Annotated in this window: 14 protein-coding genes and 1 pseudogene; 9 read left to right on the top strand and 6 right to left on the bottom strand. The window is 65.2% G+C overall.

Annotation, left to right across the window (positions count from 1 at the left end; all coding sequences use genetic code 11):
- Window positions 1-23 precede the first annotated feature (23 nt).
- Together ABZ382_RS35355 and ABZ382_RS35360 are read right to left on the bottom strand one after the other, a co-directional pair.
- Complete coding sequence (locus ABZ382_RS35355; protein WP_357098307.1) at window positions 24-1,367, bottom strand: family 1 glycosylhydrolase; 1,344 nt, start codon at window positions 1,365-1,367, stop codon at window positions 24-26.
- Between the two features lie 459 nt (window positions 1,368-1,826).
- Window positions 1,827-2,438: a TetR/AcrR family transcriptional regulator gene (locus tag ABZ382_RS35360; protein WP_357098310.1), complete on the bottom strand. Its 612-nt coding sequence runs from the start codon at window positions 2,436-2,438 to the stop codon at window positions 1,827-1,829.
- A 244-nt stretch (window positions 2,439-2,682) separates the two neighbouring features.
- On the opposite strand from ABZ382_RS35360, the gene ABZ382_RS35365 reads away from it, so the two are divergent.
- Together ABZ382_RS35365 and ABZ382_RS35370 are read left to right on the top strand one after the other, a co-directional pair.
- Entirely contained in the window at window positions 2,683-4,185 is a 1,503-nt protein-coding gene (locus ABZ382_RS35365; RefSeq protein ID WP_357098313.1) for a glycoside hydrolase family 30 beta sandwich domain-containing protein, read from the top strand.
- 384 nt (window positions 4,186-4,569) lie between these two features.
- Entirely contained in the window at window positions 4,570-5,187 is a 618-nt protein-coding gene (locus tag ABZ382_RS35370) for a TetR/AcrR family transcriptional regulator (RefSeq protein WP_357098316.1), read from the top strand.
- An 81-nt stretch (window positions 5,188-5,268) separates the two neighbouring features.
- Here the strand turns inward: ABZ382_RS35370 and ABZ382_RS35375 are convergent, their stop codons facing one another.
- The 3 genes from ABZ382_RS35375 to ABZ382_RS35385 all read right to left on the bottom strand — a co-directional run bounded on the left by ABZ382_RS35375 (window position 5,269) and on the right by ABZ382_RS35385 (window position 8,654).
- Entirely contained in the window at window positions 5,269-6,093 is an 825-nt protein-coding gene (locus ABZ382_RS35375) for a pentapeptide repeat-containing protein (protein ID WP_357098319.1), read from the bottom strand.
- Between the two features lie 1,584 nt (window positions 6,094-7,677).
- Window positions 7,678-8,382: a hypothetical protein gene (locus ABZ382_RS35380; RefSeq protein ID WP_357098322.1), complete on the bottom strand. Its 705-nt coding sequence runs from the start codon at window positions 8,380-8,382 to the stop codon at window positions 7,678-7,680.
- A complete protein-coding gene (locus ABZ382_RS35385) occupies window positions 8,379-8,654 on the bottom strand; it encodes a hypothetical protein (protein ID WP_357098324.1) in 276 nt (91 codons plus the stop codon). The genes ABZ382_RS35380 and ABZ382_RS35385 overlap by 4 nt, the downstream gene beginning before the upstream one ends.
- A 540-nt stretch (window positions 8,655-9,194) precedes the next feature.
- Here ABZ382_RS35385 and ABZ382_RS35390 point away from each other — a divergent pair.
- From ABZ382_RS35390 to ABZ382_RS35420, 7 genes and pseudogenes are all read left to right on the top strand, one after another.
- Window positions 9,195-10,391 carry a CoA transferase gene (locus ABZ382_RS35390; protein ID WP_357098327.1) on the top strand — a complete coding sequence of 399 codons (1,197 nt, stop codon included), beginning with the start codon at window positions 9,195-9,197 and terminating at the stop codon, window positions 10,389-10,391.
- The gene (locus ABZ382_RS35395) at window positions 10,391-11,797 is read left to right on the top strand and encodes an MFS transporter (RefSeq protein WP_357098330.1); all 1,407 of its coding nucleotides are present in this window, start codon (window positions 10,391-10,393) and stop codon (window positions 11,795-11,797) included. Before ABZ382_RS35390 ends, ABZ382_RS35395 begins: the two co-directional genes overlap by 1 nt.
- A gap of 15 nt (window positions 11,798-11,812) precedes the next feature.
- On the top strand, window positions 11,813-13,225 hold the full coding sequence (locus ABZ382_RS35400; RefSeq protein ID WP_357098333.1) for an amidase: 1,413 nt from the start codon (window positions 11,813-11,815) through the stop codon (window positions 13,223-13,225).
- A 59-nt stretch (window positions 13,226-13,284) separates the two neighbouring features.
- Window positions 13,285-13,536, top strand: a pseudogene (locus ABZ382_RS35405) (DUF202 domain-containing protein); the annotation flags it as partial.
- A 119-nt stretch (window positions 13,537-13,655) separates the two neighbouring features.
- Complete coding sequence (locus ABZ382_RS35410) at window positions 13,656-14,024, top strand: DUF202 domain-containing protein (protein ID WP_357098336.1); 369 nt, start codon at window positions 13,656-13,658, stop codon at window positions 14,022-14,024.
- Between the two features lie 501 nt (window positions 14,025-14,525).
- Complete coding sequence (locus tag ABZ382_RS35415) at window positions 14,526-15,194, top strand: hypothetical protein (protein ID WP_357098339.1); 669 nt, start codon at window positions 14,526-14,528, stop codon at window positions 15,192-15,194.
- Window positions 15,195-15,314: 120 nt separating this feature from the next.
- Window positions 15,315-16,181, top strand: coding sequence for an SDR family NAD(P)-dependent oxidoreductase (locus tag ABZ382_RS35420; RefSeq protein WP_357098342.1), 867 nt, complete (start codon window positions 15,315-15,317; stop codon window positions 16,179-16,181).
- A gap of 334 nt (window positions 16,182-16,515) precedes the next feature.
- Here the strand turns inward: ABZ382_RS35420 and ABZ382_RS35425 are convergent, their stop codons facing one another.
- The gene (locus ABZ382_RS35425) at window positions 16,516-18,972 is read right to left on the bottom strand and encodes an NB-ARC domain-containing protein (RefSeq protein ID WP_357098345.1); all 2,457 of its coding nucleotides are present in this window, start codon (window positions 18,970-18,972) and stop codon (window positions 16,516-16,518) included.
- Between the last annotated feature and the right edge of the window lie 260 nt (window positions 18,973-19,232).

Raw genomic sequence — 19,232 nt, forward strand, 5'->3', positions numbered from 1 at the left:
GTGAGTACTGCTGCGGGACAGGGTTATCGCGGCAACGAGACCGGATCGATGCAGCTGTCGATCAGATTGACCAGCGAGCAGAAGGTCGGCTTGCGCGTCGGGAGATAGTTGGCTGGGACGCCACCCTGCTGGGTGATGGCACGGTAGGCGTCGACCGCGTCGGTGGGACGGCGGGTCAGCGTGGGGTCGGTGAGCCCGTCGATGGTGTAGAGACCGAAACGCGGTGAGAAGGAACCCCATTCGTAGTTGTCGGTCAGGCTCCAGTAGTTGTAGCCGATGATGTTCATGCCATCGGCCTTGGCGCGTTGCAGCCAGTAGACGGTATCGCGCAGGTTGTCGGCGCGACCGTACTTGTCGGACCGGACCGCGCCGTTCTTGGTCGGCAGACCGTTCTCGACGATGTAGAGCGGCTTGCCGGGGAACTCCTTGGAGAAGCGGCGCAGCGCGTAATAGATTCCGTCGGCCTGCACCGGCATATCCCAGAACGCCGAGTTGATCAGGGCGCTGTACTGCAGAACGGTGTCCGGGGACAGGCCGTAGTAGTAGTCGATACCGACGTAGTCGAGCTTGTTGCGGATTTTGGTGAGCAGACTGCCGTTGACGAGCGAGTCGACGCCGGCGACGAACGCGACATTGCTGGTGACCATCGCGCCCGGACTCACGGAATGGATGTAGTCGTAGATGCTGTTGTGTACATCGGCCATCTTGTTCTGCATGGTCGGCACGTTCAGCAGGCTCAGCCCGCCGTTCTTGACCTCGTGCTGGACATAGGCGATCGGCTCGTTGATGGTCACCCACAGCGGGTCCGCCGAGGCATAGCGATCGACCACCTTGCGCATGTTGGTCAACCAGTCCGACGCGAAGTCCTTGCCGGCCCACCCACCGCGATCAGCTTCCCAACCGGGGTAAACCATGTGATCGAGGGTGAGCATGGGCCGCATGCCCGCGGCGCGGATCGCGGCAATCACCTTGTCGTAGAACGCGAATCCATCCTCATCCCACACCCCCGGCTTGGGTTGCACCCGCGCCCATTCGACGCTGAGCCGGTACACGTTGAGGCCCAGGCCCTTTGCCAGGTCGATGTCTTCGAGGTAGCGGTCGTAGAAGTCGACCATCTCACCGGGGCGGTCGTAATCCTTATGGGATTCGACATAGCGGCGCCAATTGCTGTCGGGGGTGTGGCCCTCGTTCTGGAAGCCCGCTGCTGCGACACCCCAGTAGAAATTGGGGCCGAGCGAGTCCACCGTCGCGGGCGCCGGCTTCGCGGGCAGCGGCTTCGCGGAGGCCGGGGCAGCGACGGCCAGCAGCGCGGCTACCGCCGCTACCGCGGCAGTGGCCAGGGTTCGTTGACGGGACTTTGGGTGCATGGGACTCCTCAGAAGGAACAGCGAATCGAGACGGCACGGCCGAAGCGGCGCAAGTCGATTGAGCGTTTCGCGGCCACCCGATGGTTACCTGTCGGCGCCGCCGACACAGACAATACACAGAGGATTGTTCGTGTCCAGTCGTTTCATCGAGTTGCAGCGCTTGGAATTGCCGAGGCCACGTAATGAGACCGGTTCGGTCAATTGGGCGATGTCACGTAAACCCAGGCACATAGGGGCACCAGTTCTAATACCCAACCGGTAGACCTAGTGCGCCGCGCCAGACAGGCGGGCACGCTCACACCGAGGGTCGAGATGCGCTATGCCGCGCGTGACCGACGCTCGTCGTGCCAAGTTGAGCGAAGAGTCAGTCACCCGCAACGCCGCTGCTACCGCCCGATCCGGGCAAATCTGCGCCTTCACTGCCGCTAGGCCGGGGCATCAGGCCACCCGGAATCGCGGTTATTCAGGAGAGGTGGCGGTTGGGATGATCGCCGGCGCGACCCATCGGCGAAGGTAGCGGCGCAGGTCGACTCCGGTATGTGAAGAGTGGCCGGATTCCAGCAGGAAGGACTGGATGACTCGCAGGCAGTGTTCGACCAGCTCGTCGAGCTCGCTGTCGCGCCAACCGTGGCGCTCCCAGTCGACATCGAGTCCATCGAGGATCGAGCGGGCCAGGCCTGTCGCCGTGTTGTCGGTGACGCTCCCGGCGAACCGTCCGTGTTGAGCGGGGCGGAACAGCAGTCCGACGCGGGGGTGCCCGCCGACCAGCTCGACGGTAACGGCCATCGCCTCGACCATGGCCTCGGCCGGGTCGGAGATTCCCCGCAGCGAGTCGGCGAGATCGTTGCGGAAGTTGATGGCCACCTGTTCCGCGGCCGCTACCAGCAGTGCGGCGGTGCTGTCGAAGTAGCGATACACGGTCTGGCGGCTGACACCCAGGCGCTGGGCGACTTTCAGGATGGTGACGTCCTCATCGGAGGTGTCGATGAGCTCACCGGCGGCGGCGAGGATGCGCTCTACGGCCTCATCGTCGCTGCCCGGTGTGGAACCCGACCATCCGTGCGTACGCAAACAAACCCCTGACATATGACGACACAACCTCGTCAGCCTAGCGATCGAAACCAGCGAAACGACTGGACACAGATTCGTCTGTGTGTATTGTCTAATTCGGCGGCGCGTGCCCTCGATCACAAAGCTCCGACGAGGAGTCATATTGCTCCCACGAAGCCACCGATCCCTGGCCAGAGGGGGTGTGTCCGTGGCCGGGTTCAGAAACAATGAGCATGTTCCGGCGCGCCGGGACATAAGGAATAGCATGCGAATTCAGCGAGCCCTGGTCTGCTCGGCGACCGCGATGGTCATCGCAGCGGCGCAGCCCGCAACAGCGGTGAGCGAACCAGCCGATCCCGTCGCCGTCTATCTGACCACCACGGATCTGCGAACGACATTGCAGCGGCAACCCGACCTGGAGTTCACCACCGGATCGATTCCCAATGGCGAACGGGTCGTGGTCAACCCGGCGATGACCGGTCAGGTTCTGACCGCCGGATTCGGTGTAGCGATGACCGAATCGTCGGCGTACCTGCTTTCCGATCACCTGCCGAAGGCGCAGCGCGAGGACGTGATTCGAAAGCTGTTCTCCCCCACGGAGGGAATCGGACTGTCGTTTCTGCGCCTTCCGATCGGTGCATCCGACTACGTGGTCGGCGAACTCGGTACACCCGATGATCAGCCGCCCGGGGGCGCCGACCCGTCGCTGCGGGACTTCTCGATCGACCGGGACATGAAGTACGTGATCCCGGCGGCCCGTGCGGCCGTGGAAGCCAACCCGAACATGACGGTCATGGCCAACCCCTGGACCCCGCCAGCGTGGATGAAGACCGACGACACCCTCGTCACCACGACCGGACCACTGGGGCACCTCAAACCCGAGTACTACCCGGCGTTCGCTCAGTACCTGGTGAAATTCGTTCAGGCATACCGTGATCAAGGTATCCCGATCGACTACCTCGGAGTGCAGAACGAACCGATGACACCGCTGGCAATGGTCGTGGGAATCCCCGAAAGCTACCTCGACCCGGTCCAGCAGGGGATCCTGATTCGTGACCACATCGCGCCCGCTCTGGCCCAGGCCGGGTTGTCGATCGGCGTGATGGCCTACGACGACGGTTTCCAACGGTCGGAGGTCTACATCCCCGGCGTCATGTCACAGGCCCGGGACCAGGTCGCCGGATTCGCGTACCACTGCTACCTCACCGATCCCTCCAGCATCGACATCCAATCCCGCGCATACCCGGAGAAGGCGCAGCTGGTCACCGAATGCTCGAGCAAACTCAGCAATGTCGACCCGCAGCAGATGATGATCCGCTCGCTGCGGGCGGGCGCACAGGGGATCCAGCTCTGGAACGCGGTCCTCGATCAGAACGGCGGCCCCAAGATGGGCAACGGCTGCCGCGGGCTAGTCGGACCTTCTGCGGGACAGGACTGCATCGCACCGGTCACCGTGAACACCGACCACAACGACTACAGCTTTACCTCCGACTACTGGGCCTTGGCGCACTTCAGCAAGTTCATCCAGCTCGGCGCCAAACGAGTCGACACCACCACCCCCAGCGCCTGCCCGACCACGCCGGTATCCGGCTGGCAATGCGGGCTCGAAGGCGTCACGTTCGACAATCCTGACGGCAGCCGTGTACTGGTCGTAACCGCCAACGACGGAACCGATCACACATTCACCCTCAGCGACTCCGGCCGGAAGACCACCTACACCCTCCCCGCCGGAGCCACTGCGACCTTGGTCTGGAAACCGGTGGCGTAGAGCCAACATGCAACGGCGAGGTGCGAGTCACGGCCCGACCACTCGCACCTAGAGTTCCAGCACTCCATCATCACACCAAGACCGAGCAGGCCGAACTCGTCCCGGAGGACCATAGGGCCTCATTCGTTCTCCTGCCGGATGGACGCGCGGGCTGTCGGCAACCGCTGAAGCGGCGGTGTCTCGGTCGGCCCCAGTCCACCGACGGCGAGCAGCTCGGAGTCCCTGCGGTCGACGCACACCTTCTAGGACGGTCGCCTCAGGCCCTCGTCCAGGTCGTCGGTCTCGCGCGGGCAGCTCGACCTTGGATGTACGGATCGTTAGTAACGGTCCGTATACTTCATGGTCGGGTGGGTCGCGTAGGTGATGGGTTGAAAGGTGGTCACGATGAGTCAGCCGCAGGGGGATTTGCCCAAGGCGCGGCGGCGCAGGGGGACGCGGGAAGAGACCGAACGAGAACTGTTCGGCGCAGTACTGCGGCTGCTCGCTCGTGATGGGGTGTTGGCCGGAATCACGCTTCGGGAAGTGGCCAAAGAGGCCGGCGTCAACCATGGGCAGATCTACCAGTACTTCGGATCGCGTCAGGCGCTTGTACGGGCTGCCATCTCTTTCCTGGTCGAACAGCAGCGGCCCGATCCGGATACACACTGGGAGATGCCTTTTCGTGAGCGTCGCCGCGCGATGTGGCAGCTGGCCATGCGCAGCTCGGATGTGATCAAACTCGAGGCATTGCTCGCACTGGACGGTGACGAGGAGTTGCACCCCCTTCCCGAGTTGGAGCGCACCCGCAAGTCGCTCGAGCGCGACAGTGCATCGGGCGCGTTGCCGGCCAGCGCCGATGGTGAGGTTTTGCACGTACTGAGTACGGCGACCTTGCTGGGGTACGGCATCTTCCGGGAGAGCTTCGCCCGCGACCTCGGAATTCCAGTTGCCGAGCTAGATGCGCGTGCTGCCGCTGCGTATGACCGCGTGCTGGCAGCGTTGGAAGACGCCCCCAAACTCTGACCGCGCCTTCGGGGTGCGAAAACCCCACCTAAGTCGGAGGTTCTGCGCATCCGAGCCGATTCGCGTGGGCGATAGTAAGTTTCATCGTTGTGCTCGGCTCGGTGGCGGCGTGAACCCTGCTGGCCAAACGGTGTCCCTGTCGAAGTAGACGTTGGTCAGGTCGACACCCGTGAGATCGACGCCGCTCAGGTTCGTACCCGCCAGGATCGCACCGGACATGCTGGTGCAACGGCGGTTCTGCCACGGGTCGACGATGCACCCGAACTTCGCGTTGTTGAATCTGGAGCGGCTGAGGTCGGCGTCGTCGAAGCTCGCGCCGCGCAGATCCGTGTTCGTGCATCCGCTAAATCCGCAGTCGAACAGGGTGTCTTCGACGAACGCCTCGCGAAAGGAGGCCAGGCGCAAGTCAGCGCCCGAAAAGTTCGACAGAGCGATGTGCGCCGCTATGAAATTGGCGTCGAACAGGCGGGCATGCCAAAAATTTGCAGTGGTCAGGTTCGACTCCGCGAAGGAGACGATCTCGAGGCCCGTGGATGTCAGATCCACCCACGGTAGGCAAGTGTCATCAAGGTTGACGAAGTCGGAAAAGGTCGGGACCGCGGGTGCCCGGTGGAGGTGACCGATCGCGGTGAGCGCGGTCTGAAGATCGCGGACCAGTTCATGGCTTCTGCCCCCTTTGATCAGGAGGGCGCTGTCATCGGGATCGCCCTGGCAGCTCGCAGGCGTGGAATGGTTGCGCACGAAGGCCGCCAGCGTCGCGACGACCGTGGCTCGATCTTGCTCGGACTCCTGAGCAAGATGCGACAGAAGGTAGACCCCGGCGATCCGTGCATCGATCTTGTCCGAGGACAGCAGTTCAGCGCCCTTCTGGAACCGATCGGCAGCCGCGGTCTGCCGCGACAGCACGAACTGGTCCGAGGTTGCCCGCAGCGACTGACTCGTGAACCACAGCGCCGCTACCGCGGCGATAGTCGTGACGATCGCCGCGACACGTGTCCACCCCGACCACCCGACAACGGTGCGAATCGCACGCCCGACCCACCGTGCCGAGGACCCCGGGGATGGCTCGGGCGGCCTCTGTGGTTCTGGCGGTTCTGCCGGCGGTTGTGGTGCCAACGGCGGTTGGGGTGGCCGCCGTAATGAACTTCCACGCCCTGCGACCTGGTGCCGCCGCCGTGGTACGGGTGAGGCCCCCATGCTGACCGCCTTTGGCCTTCGAAACGGCAATGCGACTTCAGGCTAAGCGAAGCACCTCAGCGTTGACGCAAGATCTGTTGCGGCGCAAAACATAGGAGCACGAAGTAGCGCCGTTGCCAGGCCGAGGAGCCCCTTGGCCGGCGGCACCAGCCCATCGGCGTTGCGGCCGCGTAGTGGCCTTGGCACCCAGAAGGGCGAACCGAGCGACACTGTTGCGGAGACCACCGCGGGGCCGGGCAAGCAGGGTGCGCCACCGCGTTCGTCCCCGAACGACCGTGGACGACTCGAACCGAATGCCCTGCGCGAGTGCACAGTTCGGTCGAGTAGTTGACGGTGTTGGTGAGGCGGCGCATGTACAACTGCCCAATGCCAGTCCGCGGGAAGGGGACGGCTGCAGGCAGAACCCCTGCCGATCCGTCGACGGCATACCTGGTTTCGATCTGGCGACATTGTTGGGTGTTGTCAGTGAGAACCTTCACCAACTCACCGAACTGTGCCGAGGACGTGGTTTCAGCCGTCGGTTGGTCGAATACCTAGCTGGAGCTGGGATTTCGTGCATGCACCGAAGGTGCCGGTGTGCGTCCGTGAAACATTGGCGTGAAACATTCGCCTGTGGATAAGTCGGCCCGCGAAGTTACCACAAGAAGCCGACATATCCTCCACCTGCAGTTTCTTGCTCGAACACGGATTGTCGGCGCCTCCCGCAACGTCGCTCGTAACCGTCGGTGCAGCTGCATAGGATCTGCGATCAGGTTGCCTGCCCGGCAACCATTCTCGGGCCCGCTTCGGTCCTGAGAACGAGATGCGGCCCCTGCCCAGGATTGGCAGCCAGGAGGCAGGGGCCGCAGCGCCACCCGTTACCGATTGAGGAGGTACCAGGCACCGATGAGGCTAGTCACCTCGGCAGACAAAAATGGCTCACCCCGCTCAATGCGCGAGATCTACAGGAAATACCAGCAGCCACCGGGCGATCAGACCCCGGCGTCAGCGGCGGACAGCGGGGCGCCACATGGGCACTGTGATCGCTTCCCTCGCAGGCGCGGGTGGTGTCGCCGGCGCGATCGGCGTCGGCGTGTGGTGGATGCATACGGATGGGCCGACGCGTCTTTGCGCAGGCTTGGTCGCGGTCTTCCATTCCAGCCCCGACCGCCGCAAGGACGCGCGCGCCGTTCTCACCGCCACAAAGCGGCGAGAACGGCTGTGACAGAAGGTGGTCCGGCGGTCCAGATCGATGACCGCTGGACCGCCGTGCCAGCTCTTGATCCGCAAGATCACACGGATCTGTGAGGAGATCTAGCAGTTGGCGCGGCTCGGTTCGGCTCTCACGACTGACCTGATGCTGGTCCTGTGTTCGGGAGGGAGCGGGACCGGGTCGTCTGCCCGCCCCATCTCCCGGATAGGAGTGACTATCTGTGGGTCGCGCTCACCACGTTTCCTCGCCCGGTGGGCTGCAACACGGCAATAGGTGCTGCAGTATTTCGCGGGGCGACCAGTTCCTCGCGGAGTTATCGGACACGGGCATTGGAAACAGTCCCGTACTCGGACAACTCGGAAGTTCAGGAAGTCTGGGTCTAGAACCCAGCCGTGGAAGCTGCATCGGAGCAGGTGCCCACTGTCGAATGGTCGTTCCTTTTGAGACCCGGGAAGGTTCAGCCATTCGACGTTCCGGATCAATCGGTCGAGATCGGCGGGATCGAGGTTCAATGCCGAGCTGACACGGGTGACGAGTTCGTGCAGTTCGTCCACGAAGAGACCTGTATCGAACAGGTCCAGGGCTGGCTGCTCTGCGTCGGGGCCGTGTGTTTCGGCGTATTCGAGCAGGATCTCGTCGATCCCCTCGTCGTGGCCTCCGCGGAGCAGCTGCCGAAGTATTTTGCCGAAGCTGCCGCGCTGGTAGGCCAGCGCTACATAAAGCTGTACGTTGAGCTGCTCGAAGTCGACACGATCGGTGGCGTAGTCCTCCACCGGCCGTCGACCGGTGGATCGACGCTTGCTCATCGCTCTTCCTCCAACACCGCGGAGGAACGATCCTCGCGGGCCGCTCGGGAGCCTTGTCCCACACCACGATTGCGGGGCCGGAACCACTCTGGCCAGCGGCCGAGACCTGCCGTGATCATGCCGAGCAGTTTGGGAATATCTTCCTGTTTGGCACGAAGCAGCGCAATGACCACCGCAGACAGGACCGCCAGCGCCAGGACCAGCAGCGGCAGCTGCAGCCAGACGATGGCCCAGCCTCCCGATTGGGTGGCCACAGAAACGATCGCGGACAACAGAACCTCCTTTGGGCACAAAAAAGCCCCTGGCGTGCGCCAGGGGCTGGGGTTGGGGTTGGGAACAAAAAAGCCCCGGTCAGACGGACCAGGGCTATCGGGGGCATAGAAAGGCCCGACAGTCAGCGACTGTAGCAGACACTAGCCCCGGGCTTCTCGCAGATCAGAGACTTGGTGAAAGAAGTGTGGGTTTCGTTTCACTTCCCGCGCGAACACCACACTGCGGGGTGGGTGCAGATGCCTCGGCGGTGTTCGAAAGCGCTGACGCCCGAGCGCGGCGAGTTCGGCGTGGATCTACGCCGGAGACATCGATGTCTCGCAGCGCGGGCGAGATGCGGGCGAGCAGGTCGTCGTTGATACGGCTCTCACCCCGTCGCGCCGCACCAACCGGCCACGGGTCGCGGTTGCGACAGCGGAAATGACCAGGTGACGCGATTCTTGGCGCTCCTACTTGTAAACCACGTCACAGTGAATTAACGTAACGTTAGTAACGGTTCGTTAATTAAGGTTGCCGTGCGGCGGCCGCGAGGAGTGTCCGACATGACCGAACAAGCGTTGAGCGGCATCCGGGTTCTGGATGTGTCCACCGTTCTGGCCGCACCGGTGACCGCGACGCTGCTGGGCGACTTCGGGGCCGAGGTGGTCAAGGTGGAGGAACCCGGGCGTGGTGACTTCACCCGTCTCGGTGCGGCGAGCCCGGGCGGGAGGTCGTTGCAGTGGGCGCAGGAGGGCCGCAACAAGCGCTCGGTCACGTTGGATTTGAGAACCGAGCGGGGGCAGGAACTTCTGCGCGATTTGGTCCCCCATTTCGATGTCGTGGTGACCAACTACCGCCCGCCGACTCTGGCCAAATGGGGCATGGATCCCGAAGCGCTGCAGCGCATCAACCCGAGAGCCGTGCTGGTGTATCTCACCGGCTACGGGTTGACCGGGCCCTATCGCGACCGAGGCGCCTTCGATCGGATTGCCAGCGCATTCTCCGGATTGACTTATGTCAGCGGTGATCCCGACAGTCCGCCGGTGCGGTCGGGATACTCGGTCATCGACTTCATGAGCGCGTACCTGGCAGCGTTCGCCACGATGACGGCGCTGTACCACCGTGACATGCATGGCGGTCCGGGGCAGGTGATCGATCTGGCGCTCTACGAAGCCGGATTCCGGGCCAGCGAGAACGCGCTACTCAACTACTCCGCCCATGGCATCGTGCGTGAACGCATGGGCAACAAGAACCGGTACATCGTGCCTGCGACCGACTTCGACACCGCCGACGGACGACGCATCTCGGTACACGCGGGCACCGACCCCCTGTTCCGCAGGTTGTGCACGGTGATCGGGCGACCGAAGCTGCGCGAGGACGAGCGGTTCGCCACCGTGGCCGCTCGCATCGAGCACCAGGTCGAGCTCTACGCGATGCTGGCCGATTGGGCCGGCGGCGTCACTGCTGATGAGGCGGTGAAGCTGCTCAGTGACAACGACATTCCGGCCGCACCGCTCATGTCGATTGCCGACATCGCCGACGATCCGCACTACCGCGACCGGCAGACCATCGTCGATGTCGACGATCCTGATCACGGGCGTCTGAGCATGGTCGCCCCGCTTCCGCACCTGAGCGCGACCCCGGGCAGCATTCGCAGCCTCGGCCCGGAATTGGGGGCGAGCACCGACGAAATCCTGGGTGAACTCCTCGAACTCGATGGCGACGAACTCGCCCGCCTGCGCGCAGAGGGGATCATCTGATGCGGCCGACACCGACCAGTGGCCGAGATGGCCTCACCGCCGACATGATCGAGCTCGATGACGCCGCCCAGGACGAATCTGGGCGCAGCTCTGAAAGTGTTGCGGCACAGTATGATCCGCGGCGATCCTGGCTCATTATGGCGTTGATCATGGCGTTCATGATGATCAACTTCGCCGACAAGGCGGTACTCGGCTTCGCTGCGGTTCCGATCATGGATGAACTGCACATCAGCAAGAGCACTTACGGTTTGATCGCGAGTTCGTTCTTCCTGTTGTTCGGTATCACCAGCGCCGTGTGCGGATTTGTCTCCACCCGGGTGCGGACCAAGACAATCCTGCTTGTTCTCGCGATGACCTGGGCGATCGCGATGGTTCCGGTGCTGGTCGTGGCGGCGGTACCTACCCTGCTGGCCAGCCGGGTGATCCTCGGCGCGGCCGAAGGACCCGCATCGCCGATGTCCATGCACGCACTCTACGAGTGGTTCCCCCCGAACAAGCGGGCCCTACCCTCCGCATTGCAGGTCGCCGGAGGTGCGGTCGGAGTATTCGTCGCTACGCCGATCCTCGGCGCGATCATCGACCAATACGGATGGCGTGCTGGATTCGCTGCCCCCGCAATCGCTTCGGTTGTCTGGTCGGTCCTGTGGTACCGGGCGAGTCGGAGCGGCCCAAACGCGGCCACCTCGTCGGATCCGGGTGTCGAATCCCCGGCCGATGAGCGATCCAGCGCTGCGCGATTGCCTCTGCGGCGTTACCTGACCACCGCGAGCACGCTCGGCTGCCTCGCCTGCGCTTTCGGCGCCTACTGGGCATTGGCTTTGCAAACCGCCTGGTTGCCTGCCTATTTGGAGTCCGAACTCGGCATGACCGCCCGCCGCGGCAGTCTCGTCGTCGCGACCTGCGGAGCGCTGTCGATTGTGCTGCTCCTGACGGTGGTGCCGCTGACCGGAGCGGCGATTCGGCGCGGGATACCGAGCCGATGGGCGCGCGGGGTCCTGCAGGGCGCGATCTTGGTGGTGTGCGGCGCCTGTGTGCTGGCACTGCCCTTTGTCGACCATCTCGCGATGGTGATCATGCTGTGCGCCATGGCATTCGGTGGACAAGCCGTTGTCTATCCGCTGGTGTACCTGACCGCCGGAGAGATCATTCCGCCCAACTATCGTGGCGCCGCGTTCGGAGGCACGCTGGCCCTGGCGACCCTGCCCGGAGTGATCGCCCCCCTCCTCACTGGCTGGATCGTCGATCATGCCGCCAGTTCAGCCAGTGGCTTCACCCAGGCGTTCATCGTCGCTGCCGTCGTGATGATCGTTTGTGGCGCCATCGCCATGCTCACCATCGACCCGGACCGCGATGGTCGTCGGCTGCACGGTGCAGCAGCCGGTCCCTCGGATCAACCTCTTTCGTGAAGGAGCGCTAAACCTATGGCCGACTTGGCTTTTGCCCCGGTAACAGATTTGGCCGAGATGATTCGCACCCGCGAGCTCTCGCCGGTCGAGCTCATGCGATCCACACTGGACCGGATCGATCAACTCAATGGCCAGCTGAACGCGATCGTCTCTCTCGACGCCGAGCAGGCCGAGGCCGAGGCCGCCGCCTGCGCCGCGCGGCTCGCCTCAGGAGATTCAGTGGGACCGCTCGCCGGAATCCCGTTGGCGGTCAAGGATTTGGAGCACGCGCGCGGCTTCCCCACCAGCCGTGGAAGCCGCGGCTTCCACGACGCCACGTCTCAGACCGCTGACAGCATCCAGGTTGCCAGGCTCCGGGCAGCCGGGGCCATCGTGATCGGCAAGACGAACAGCCCGCCTATGGGCGCCGCGGTTCACACGACCAACGACCTGTTCGGCACGACCCGCAATCCGTGGGCTCTGGACCGGTCGCCCGGCGGGTCGAGTGGAGGGTCCGCGGCGGCGGTCGCGTCGGGCATGGTGGCGATGGCCACCGCGGGTGACGGTGGGGGCTCGACCCGAATCCCGGCTGCCTTGTGCGGCATCGTGGGTTTCAAACCGACCCGGGGCCGGATACCCGACGGACCCTCCGCGGTTCCGGTGTGGCCGCGGCACAGTTGTTCGACGCCGATGGCTCGGACGGTCGCCGACACCGCCCTGCACCTGGACCTGACCGTGGGATTCCATCGGGCGGACCCGTTTTCCCTGCCCAGTCCCGGCTACTCCTATCGCGAACGCCTGACCCACCGGCTACGCCCGCTGCGGATCTGGGTTGGTGCCGGTCTGGGCGTCGCCGATCCTGAGCCGTTCGTCACCGAGACGCTCTCCGTGGCGGTCGCGATGCTGCGGGGTCTGGGCCACCAGATCGTCGATGACATCCCGCCGCTCCCGGACGCCGAGGACTTCCCCAACCAGCTTCTGCTGCGCCAACAGATCCTCGCCAACTACCGTCTGACGTCGCTCGGTGAGGAATTCGAGCGGCGCAGAGACGATTTCGAGCCGTGGTTTGCCGATCTACTGGCCTTTGGCGGCACCGTCGGGCTCACAGAGTTCACCCGGTACTGGCAGCGCCGTGCTCGTTTGGATGCTTGGGCGGCACGCGTATTCGACAGCTGCGATCTGCTGCTGACCCCTGTGACGCCGACGCTGGCCTGGCCGGCCGAGGGGCCCGATATCGGTGCGGCCGTGGAAAAGCGCCAACTGCCGGTGTCCTACACCGCGGTCTTCAACGACACCGGCAATCCTGCGATCGCAGTGCCGATTTCGGTCAGCCCCGATGGCCTTCCCTGCGCGGTCCAGCTCGTCGGCGGCCACCACCGCGACGACTTGGTTCTTCAGGCCGCGTATGCGCTCGAACAGGGCGTCGAGCCCCTGCATCCACCGATCTGAACACACACCCGGCTGCGCAGCCCCGCGCCAGCCACGACCGCGAATGAGAGACGCTCGGCATGACTTGTGCTCCGGAGATCAATGGGCAGGCCGAACCCGTGAACGACGCCGAACCCGACTATCGCTTCACCCTCGCAAATGAGCGGACCTTCCTGGCTTGGATCCGCACAGCGCTAGGGCTACTCGCAGCGGGAGTAGCGGTAGATCAACTGACTGCGCACCGGGGCGGCGGCAATGGCGGTTGGACCGCGGCTGCCGCAGCCTTCGTGGGGCTATCGGTCGTCCTGGCCGCCGGCGCGTACAGGCAGTGGCGGTTGGTGCAGGCGGCGATGCGTACGGGAGACGCCTTGCCCGCCCCACCACTGCTGCCGGTCCTCGGTGTGGGCGTTGGCGTCATCGGGCTGCTGGCCATCACGACTCTGCTGATCGCGTGACCGTCGCGATTCGAGATCCCGGTGCACAACCCGAACGCACCGCGCTCGCATGGCGCCGAACCGCCCTTGCCAGCGCCCTGGTCGCCACGATTCTGCTGCGTCAGCTGATCGCTGAGGACCGGTGGCCGATCTGGGCCGGTGCAACAGTGGTCACGACAGCCACCACGCTGGCCTTTCTCGCCCATCGCAGATCCCGTCACCTGATCGGTTCGATCCGTATCGCGGCCGGAAGTCCGGCCGTGATGGCGACGGTCGCCGCAGCGGTGGCGCTCGCTGCGCTGATCACTCTCATTTCGATCATCTCACCGCCTGCACTCAGCAGCGGATCCGACCGCAAATCGACTGAGCACATCGCAACGGGTTGAATCAGATCGCGGGCTAAACAATATTGAATGGAATAGAACCCGAGACCCGGAGAAGTTTCTAATTACATGACGCTCAATTTCTAGATAGTCGAGCGCGAGGTTGCTGTGAGTGGTTCATAATTTTGAGCACTCACCACTTCGGCGTGTCTGCACACAGTTCCATTGACGGCCGTGGAACAGGCAGGCGTCCGCCATATGGCCTGCTAGAGGACATATCCACAGAACCGATTGCCGCTTCCGCGCGATAGTCAACATCGCCCAGACGTTGGAGATAACACCACTTTCGATGCCTTGGAAAATAGTTATGAAAGATCTGGACACCTACCACCCGGCGTGCGACACTCATCACATCAGCCGAGTGACATTTATGGCTGAATCCCAAATTCCCCAGCCTGAACACACTCAGCGCAATGGCCTATCTGTGCCGAATTGCGCTGCAATAAGAATCGTGCTGGGAGTCAAAAGAAGGACAAAGTGATGAGGACTTACCTATCTGCCGCCGTGCTCGCGACAGTCGCATTGTGTGGTGTGCAGGGGACCGCACACGCCGTCGCCGATGGCGACAGCGTGAACTACACGGCGACCACCACCCCCACCGCCACCATCATCGAGACCGACGCCGGAACCCTGTCTGCTGACGACGGCGTCTTCCGGATCAAAGCAGACAATGGGGCAGACCTCGCCGGCACCCAGCTCTCATTCCGCGTCGACGACTTCGTCTTTCCGATCGCCGCCGAGATCTCCGGCCGCGCCGCGACCCTGACCCCGCAGTTCGACATGGCGCACGCGGTCTACCAGCCAGTGGCGCTTCCCTACGAGGACAAGGCGCCCTGGAAGAACGAGTACGACCGTGAGCTTGCCGCGTGGAGCCGGCTGGCCAGCACGCTCACCGCGGGCGCGACCATCGGCGCGGTCACGGGCAGCCTCGGCGGCGCAGCCGTCGGATGCGTACTCGGAGGGATCGCCGGCGCGACCGTCGCGGCCGCCTCGATCGTCGGCCTCTTCGGCCCCTTCATTCCGGCCGCCGCAGTGGGATGCCTCGGCGGCATGGTCGCTGTTGGGGCCCTGGGAACGATCGCTGGCCAACTGTTCGTGACTGCCCCGATCGCGATTCTCGCTGTGGCCCAGTACTTCCTGACAGTCAACCAGCCGTTCAACCCGACCAAGTAGCCCCGGCCCTCACTCGTACCTCGGGGAGCACGGGCTCTCGAGCTGCTGCGACCTGCGAAGCCGCGTCGCCATACCCACTAGACTGGACACACATTGCAGTGTGTGTATTGTCTAAATCCGGTGGCGCGGTCCGGCAGCCATACCAGTGGCTCCCTGTTTCAGGTCGAGGAGAACGAGTTGGTCAACGCACAACGAACGGTGCTTGTCACCGGGGCGTCCGGCGGGTTGGGAGCTGCGACCACCTCGCGGTTCGTCGAGGAGGGATGGACCGTTTTCGCAGCTGACCTGACGCCGCCGCCCGCCCGACCCGGCGTTGTGCCCGTCCCGATGGACGTTTCCGATACGAGGTCAGTGGACAACGCGTTCAACCAGATTCGCGAACACGCTCCCGGCCTTGACTGTGTGGTGTCCTTCGCCGGCGTCCTGAGCGTGGGCCCGTTGGCGGAAATGGCCGACGACAAGCTGCAGAGAATCGTCGACATCAACATCATGGGCACCCACCGCACGATTCGCGGCGCGTTTCCCGCTCTACTCGCCGCTGGCGGCCGAGTGATCCTGATCAGTTCCGAGACCGGCTGGCAGCACGCCATGCCATTCAATGGCGCCTACGCCCTGACCAAGCATGCGGTCGAGGCTTACGGCGACGCCCTGCGCCGAGAACTCGCATGCGTCGACATGCCGGTCAGCATCATCCAACCGGGCCCATTCCAGACATCCATGACCTCCTCCATCGAGGGTCAGTTCGCCGAATCGACGCTGAGCTCCTCTCCTTTCGCGACCATGGCGGGCCGAGTAGGGCAACTCGCCGCCGACGAACACCGCCGAGCACACCCGCCCGAAGTCCTGGCCGAGGTCGTCGTTCGTGCGGCTAGCGTCGATCGGCCGAGAATCCGGTACTCGGTGCGGCCCGACCGCATGCGCGCGCTGGCAGACAAGCTGCCGGTGCGGCTGGTCGATGTAGCGCTGCGCAAGGTCCTATCGCATTGATTCGCCACCCCTGTCCGGGGAAGCCTGCACTTCCTCGGATCGCGGCCGGTCCATCCCCGCGCCGGGCCGCGGGCCGGCCGCACCTACTTCCGCAGCCAGGGCTAGGCGAGTCTAGTTGGGTCGGAACATTTCTCGGCGGGGGTGGTTTCCCGGCGCTGCCCACGAACCATCCTCGGACGCCGGCCGATCGGCCCGCCGGCGGCCCTGACACCAATCGATGCCGTGGTGACAACTGAAACCTGTCGTCACACCTGAGCCGCCGTTTCGGCCTGATCGGCCGAAAATGGACGCTGACCTGGGCCAGGGATCGCGGGCCCACCCGGTCGCGCCGTGCTCAACCCGGCAGCAGACCCCGTTCCCAGGAGCTGAGCGCGATGTCGGACTCCTCGATGACCTCGATGGCCTGCTGGGAGGTGAAGCGGGCCTCGTCGATCCGGCCGGATTCGCGCAGGGCGGCGGCCAGGAGCAGCAGGGAGCGGCCCTCGATGCCGCGGCCGCCCCATTCGGCGGCGATGATCGCCTCCCGGGCCGTGGTCTCGGCGGCGGGATGGTTCCCGGCCAGCAGGTGAGCGCGGGCGAGGAGCATGAGAGTCCAGCCTTGGATGGAGCGCGCACCCGAGCGGCGGGCGAGTTGAACGGCCTCGGCGCACTGGCGTATCGCGTCGGCGCGGGTGCCACGGCCGGTATCGACCATGGTGCTGCCGAGCAGTGACAGGGACCCGGCTTCGAAATGGAGCATGCCGGCCTGCCGGGTCATGGCCAACGCCACCTGCGCCGCGTCCTGCGCGGGTCCGGCGGCTCCGATCCACAGGAAGCTGTAGCCCGCGAAATAGTGGGCGGCGAACTCGACCAGCGGGTCCCCGGTCTGTTCGGCGTAGCGCAGGCACTCGCGATACTGGTGCGCTACCCGCGCCTCGGTGTCCTCCATCCAGCAGATGCCCAGGTGCGCGACCGCGGCCGCCCCGGCCAGGCGCGCACCGGGCGGCGGGCCGTCGGCGGCGAACGCGTGCAGGAGATGGTCGCGACTCAGCCGGTACCGCGTCATGGTCATCGCCAATCCGGAGCCGAGCGCGATATGCAGGCGCTGCCGAGCCACGGGGTTGCCGAGCCGGCTCGCCGCGTCCAGCACGGTCGTCAGGGCCGCCGACAGATCGGGGGTGTGCGGTCCCTCACCGGATTCGGTTGCCGCCAAGGCGATATCGGCCATCAGGTCCACGCTGCGGCCGCCCAGCCGGGCGGCCTGCCGGCCGAGCGCGATCAGATTGCGGCGCTCGCCGAAGAACCACAGGAATCCGGCGGTCACATCGGGGAACGCGGTGGGCGGGCAGTGCGTGGCGGCGAGCTCGCCCGGCAAGGTGGTTCCCGGATTGATCACGGAGCTCAGGGATTTCATCGTGGCCAGGTAGTAGTCGAGCAGATCGACGACGGCGTCGGAGGCATCGGTGTCGCCCGCCCGGCGGAGCGCGAACAGCCGGACCAGGTCGTGATAGCGATACCGGCCGGGCGAAGGCGTCTCCAGCAGACCGAGATTCACCAGCGACTCGCAGATCTCCTCGGCGTCGGGGACGGACATGCCGAGGATGGCTGCCGCGCCGTCGAGGAACAGATCGTCGCATTCCGGGGCGGCGAGCCGATGGAAGGCCCGGCGATGGCCCGGGTCGAGCTGGTCGTGACTGAGCGCGAACGCGGCCTCGACGCTGACCTCCCCGGCCCGAAGCGCCGGCAACCGCTGCTGTTCGTCGGCGAGGCGCGCGGCCATGCTCGCCAGCGTCCACCCCGGTCGCTGCGCCAGGCGCGCGCCCGCGATCCGGATCGCCAGCGGCAGCGCCCCGCAGTGCGCCACGATCCGCTCGACCGCGGCGGGTTCGGCGACCGCGCGTTCCTTCCCGACGATCTCCCCGAGCAGAATGGCGGCTTCGCGCGGCGTCAGCCCGGCCGGCTGGACCGTGGTCGCGCCCGCGATCTCGGGCATCGCGACCCGGCTCGTGATCAATACCGCGCATCCCGCAGACCCCGGCAGCATCGGCTTGACCTGCGCCGCGCCCGCGGCATTGTCGAGCACCACCAGCAACCGCTTACCGTCCAGCACGCTGCGCAGATACGCGGCGCGCGCGTCCAGCGTCGCGGGTATCGCGCCTTCCCCCACACCGAGATCCCGCAGGAAGTCACCGATCACGTCGAACGGCTCGGCCGGATTGTCCCCGGCCCCACGCAGATCCACATACAACTGACCGTCGGGAAACCGATCCCGGATCCGGTGCGCGACCCGAATCGCGAAGGTGGTCTTACCGATCCCGCCCATCCCCGTGATCACCCCGACCGCCACCGCGGCCGGTGAATCGGCGATCAGCTGCGCCGACAGCCGCTCGCAGGCTTCCTCCCGTCCCGTGAAATCGGCGATGGCCCGGGGCAATTGGTGCGGCACGGCCGAGGACTCGGCCGCTGACGAGGCGGCCTCCTTCCACAGGGCCCGCCAATCGGTCAGGTTCGTGAGCGCCGCGGGCATCGGGCGGCCGGTGGCGCGCGCCATGTCGGTCAGCGTCAGCAGGACCGGGCTCAGGGATTCGAAGCGGGCGGGCACACTGCGTCCGACCCGCCAGTCACTGACTCGCTGGATGGTCGCCCCGCCGACGTCTCCCCGCGCGCGGGTCGCGCGCATCCTGGCGTTCGCGGCCGCCACCACGCTCCGCAGCGTGGGCTGACCCGCCGCCGCGAACAGCCGCCCGAAACGCGCGGCGAACTCCGCCCGGGGCGAGACGGTGTCGGCACTCGCGCCGGAGTCCGGACTCATGGTCACCACCCCATCGATCGTGATCTGCTGTAGGACACAGGATCTCACGGCCTCGGAACGGGCGCTCGAATCCTGCGGTGCGGAACAGGGCTCGGTCCCGGCCGGCTGGAGTCCACGAGATTGCGGGCAGGACAGGTGAGATGAACGCACTGCCCGCAGAGCGCGTCCGGACGCCGGAACGGGCGTAACCCGACCGCCGAGAACGTGGCCGAGCCCGGAGCCGGCGCGGGTCGTGCGTCAGGGTCGCGAGCGGGAGGGGA

This window comes from Nocardia sp. NPDC005825, assembly GCF_040630175.1.
In the GTDB taxonomy this organism is placed as follows: domain Bacteria; phylum Actinomycetota; class Actinomycetes; order Mycobacteriales; family Mycobacteriaceae; genus Nocardia.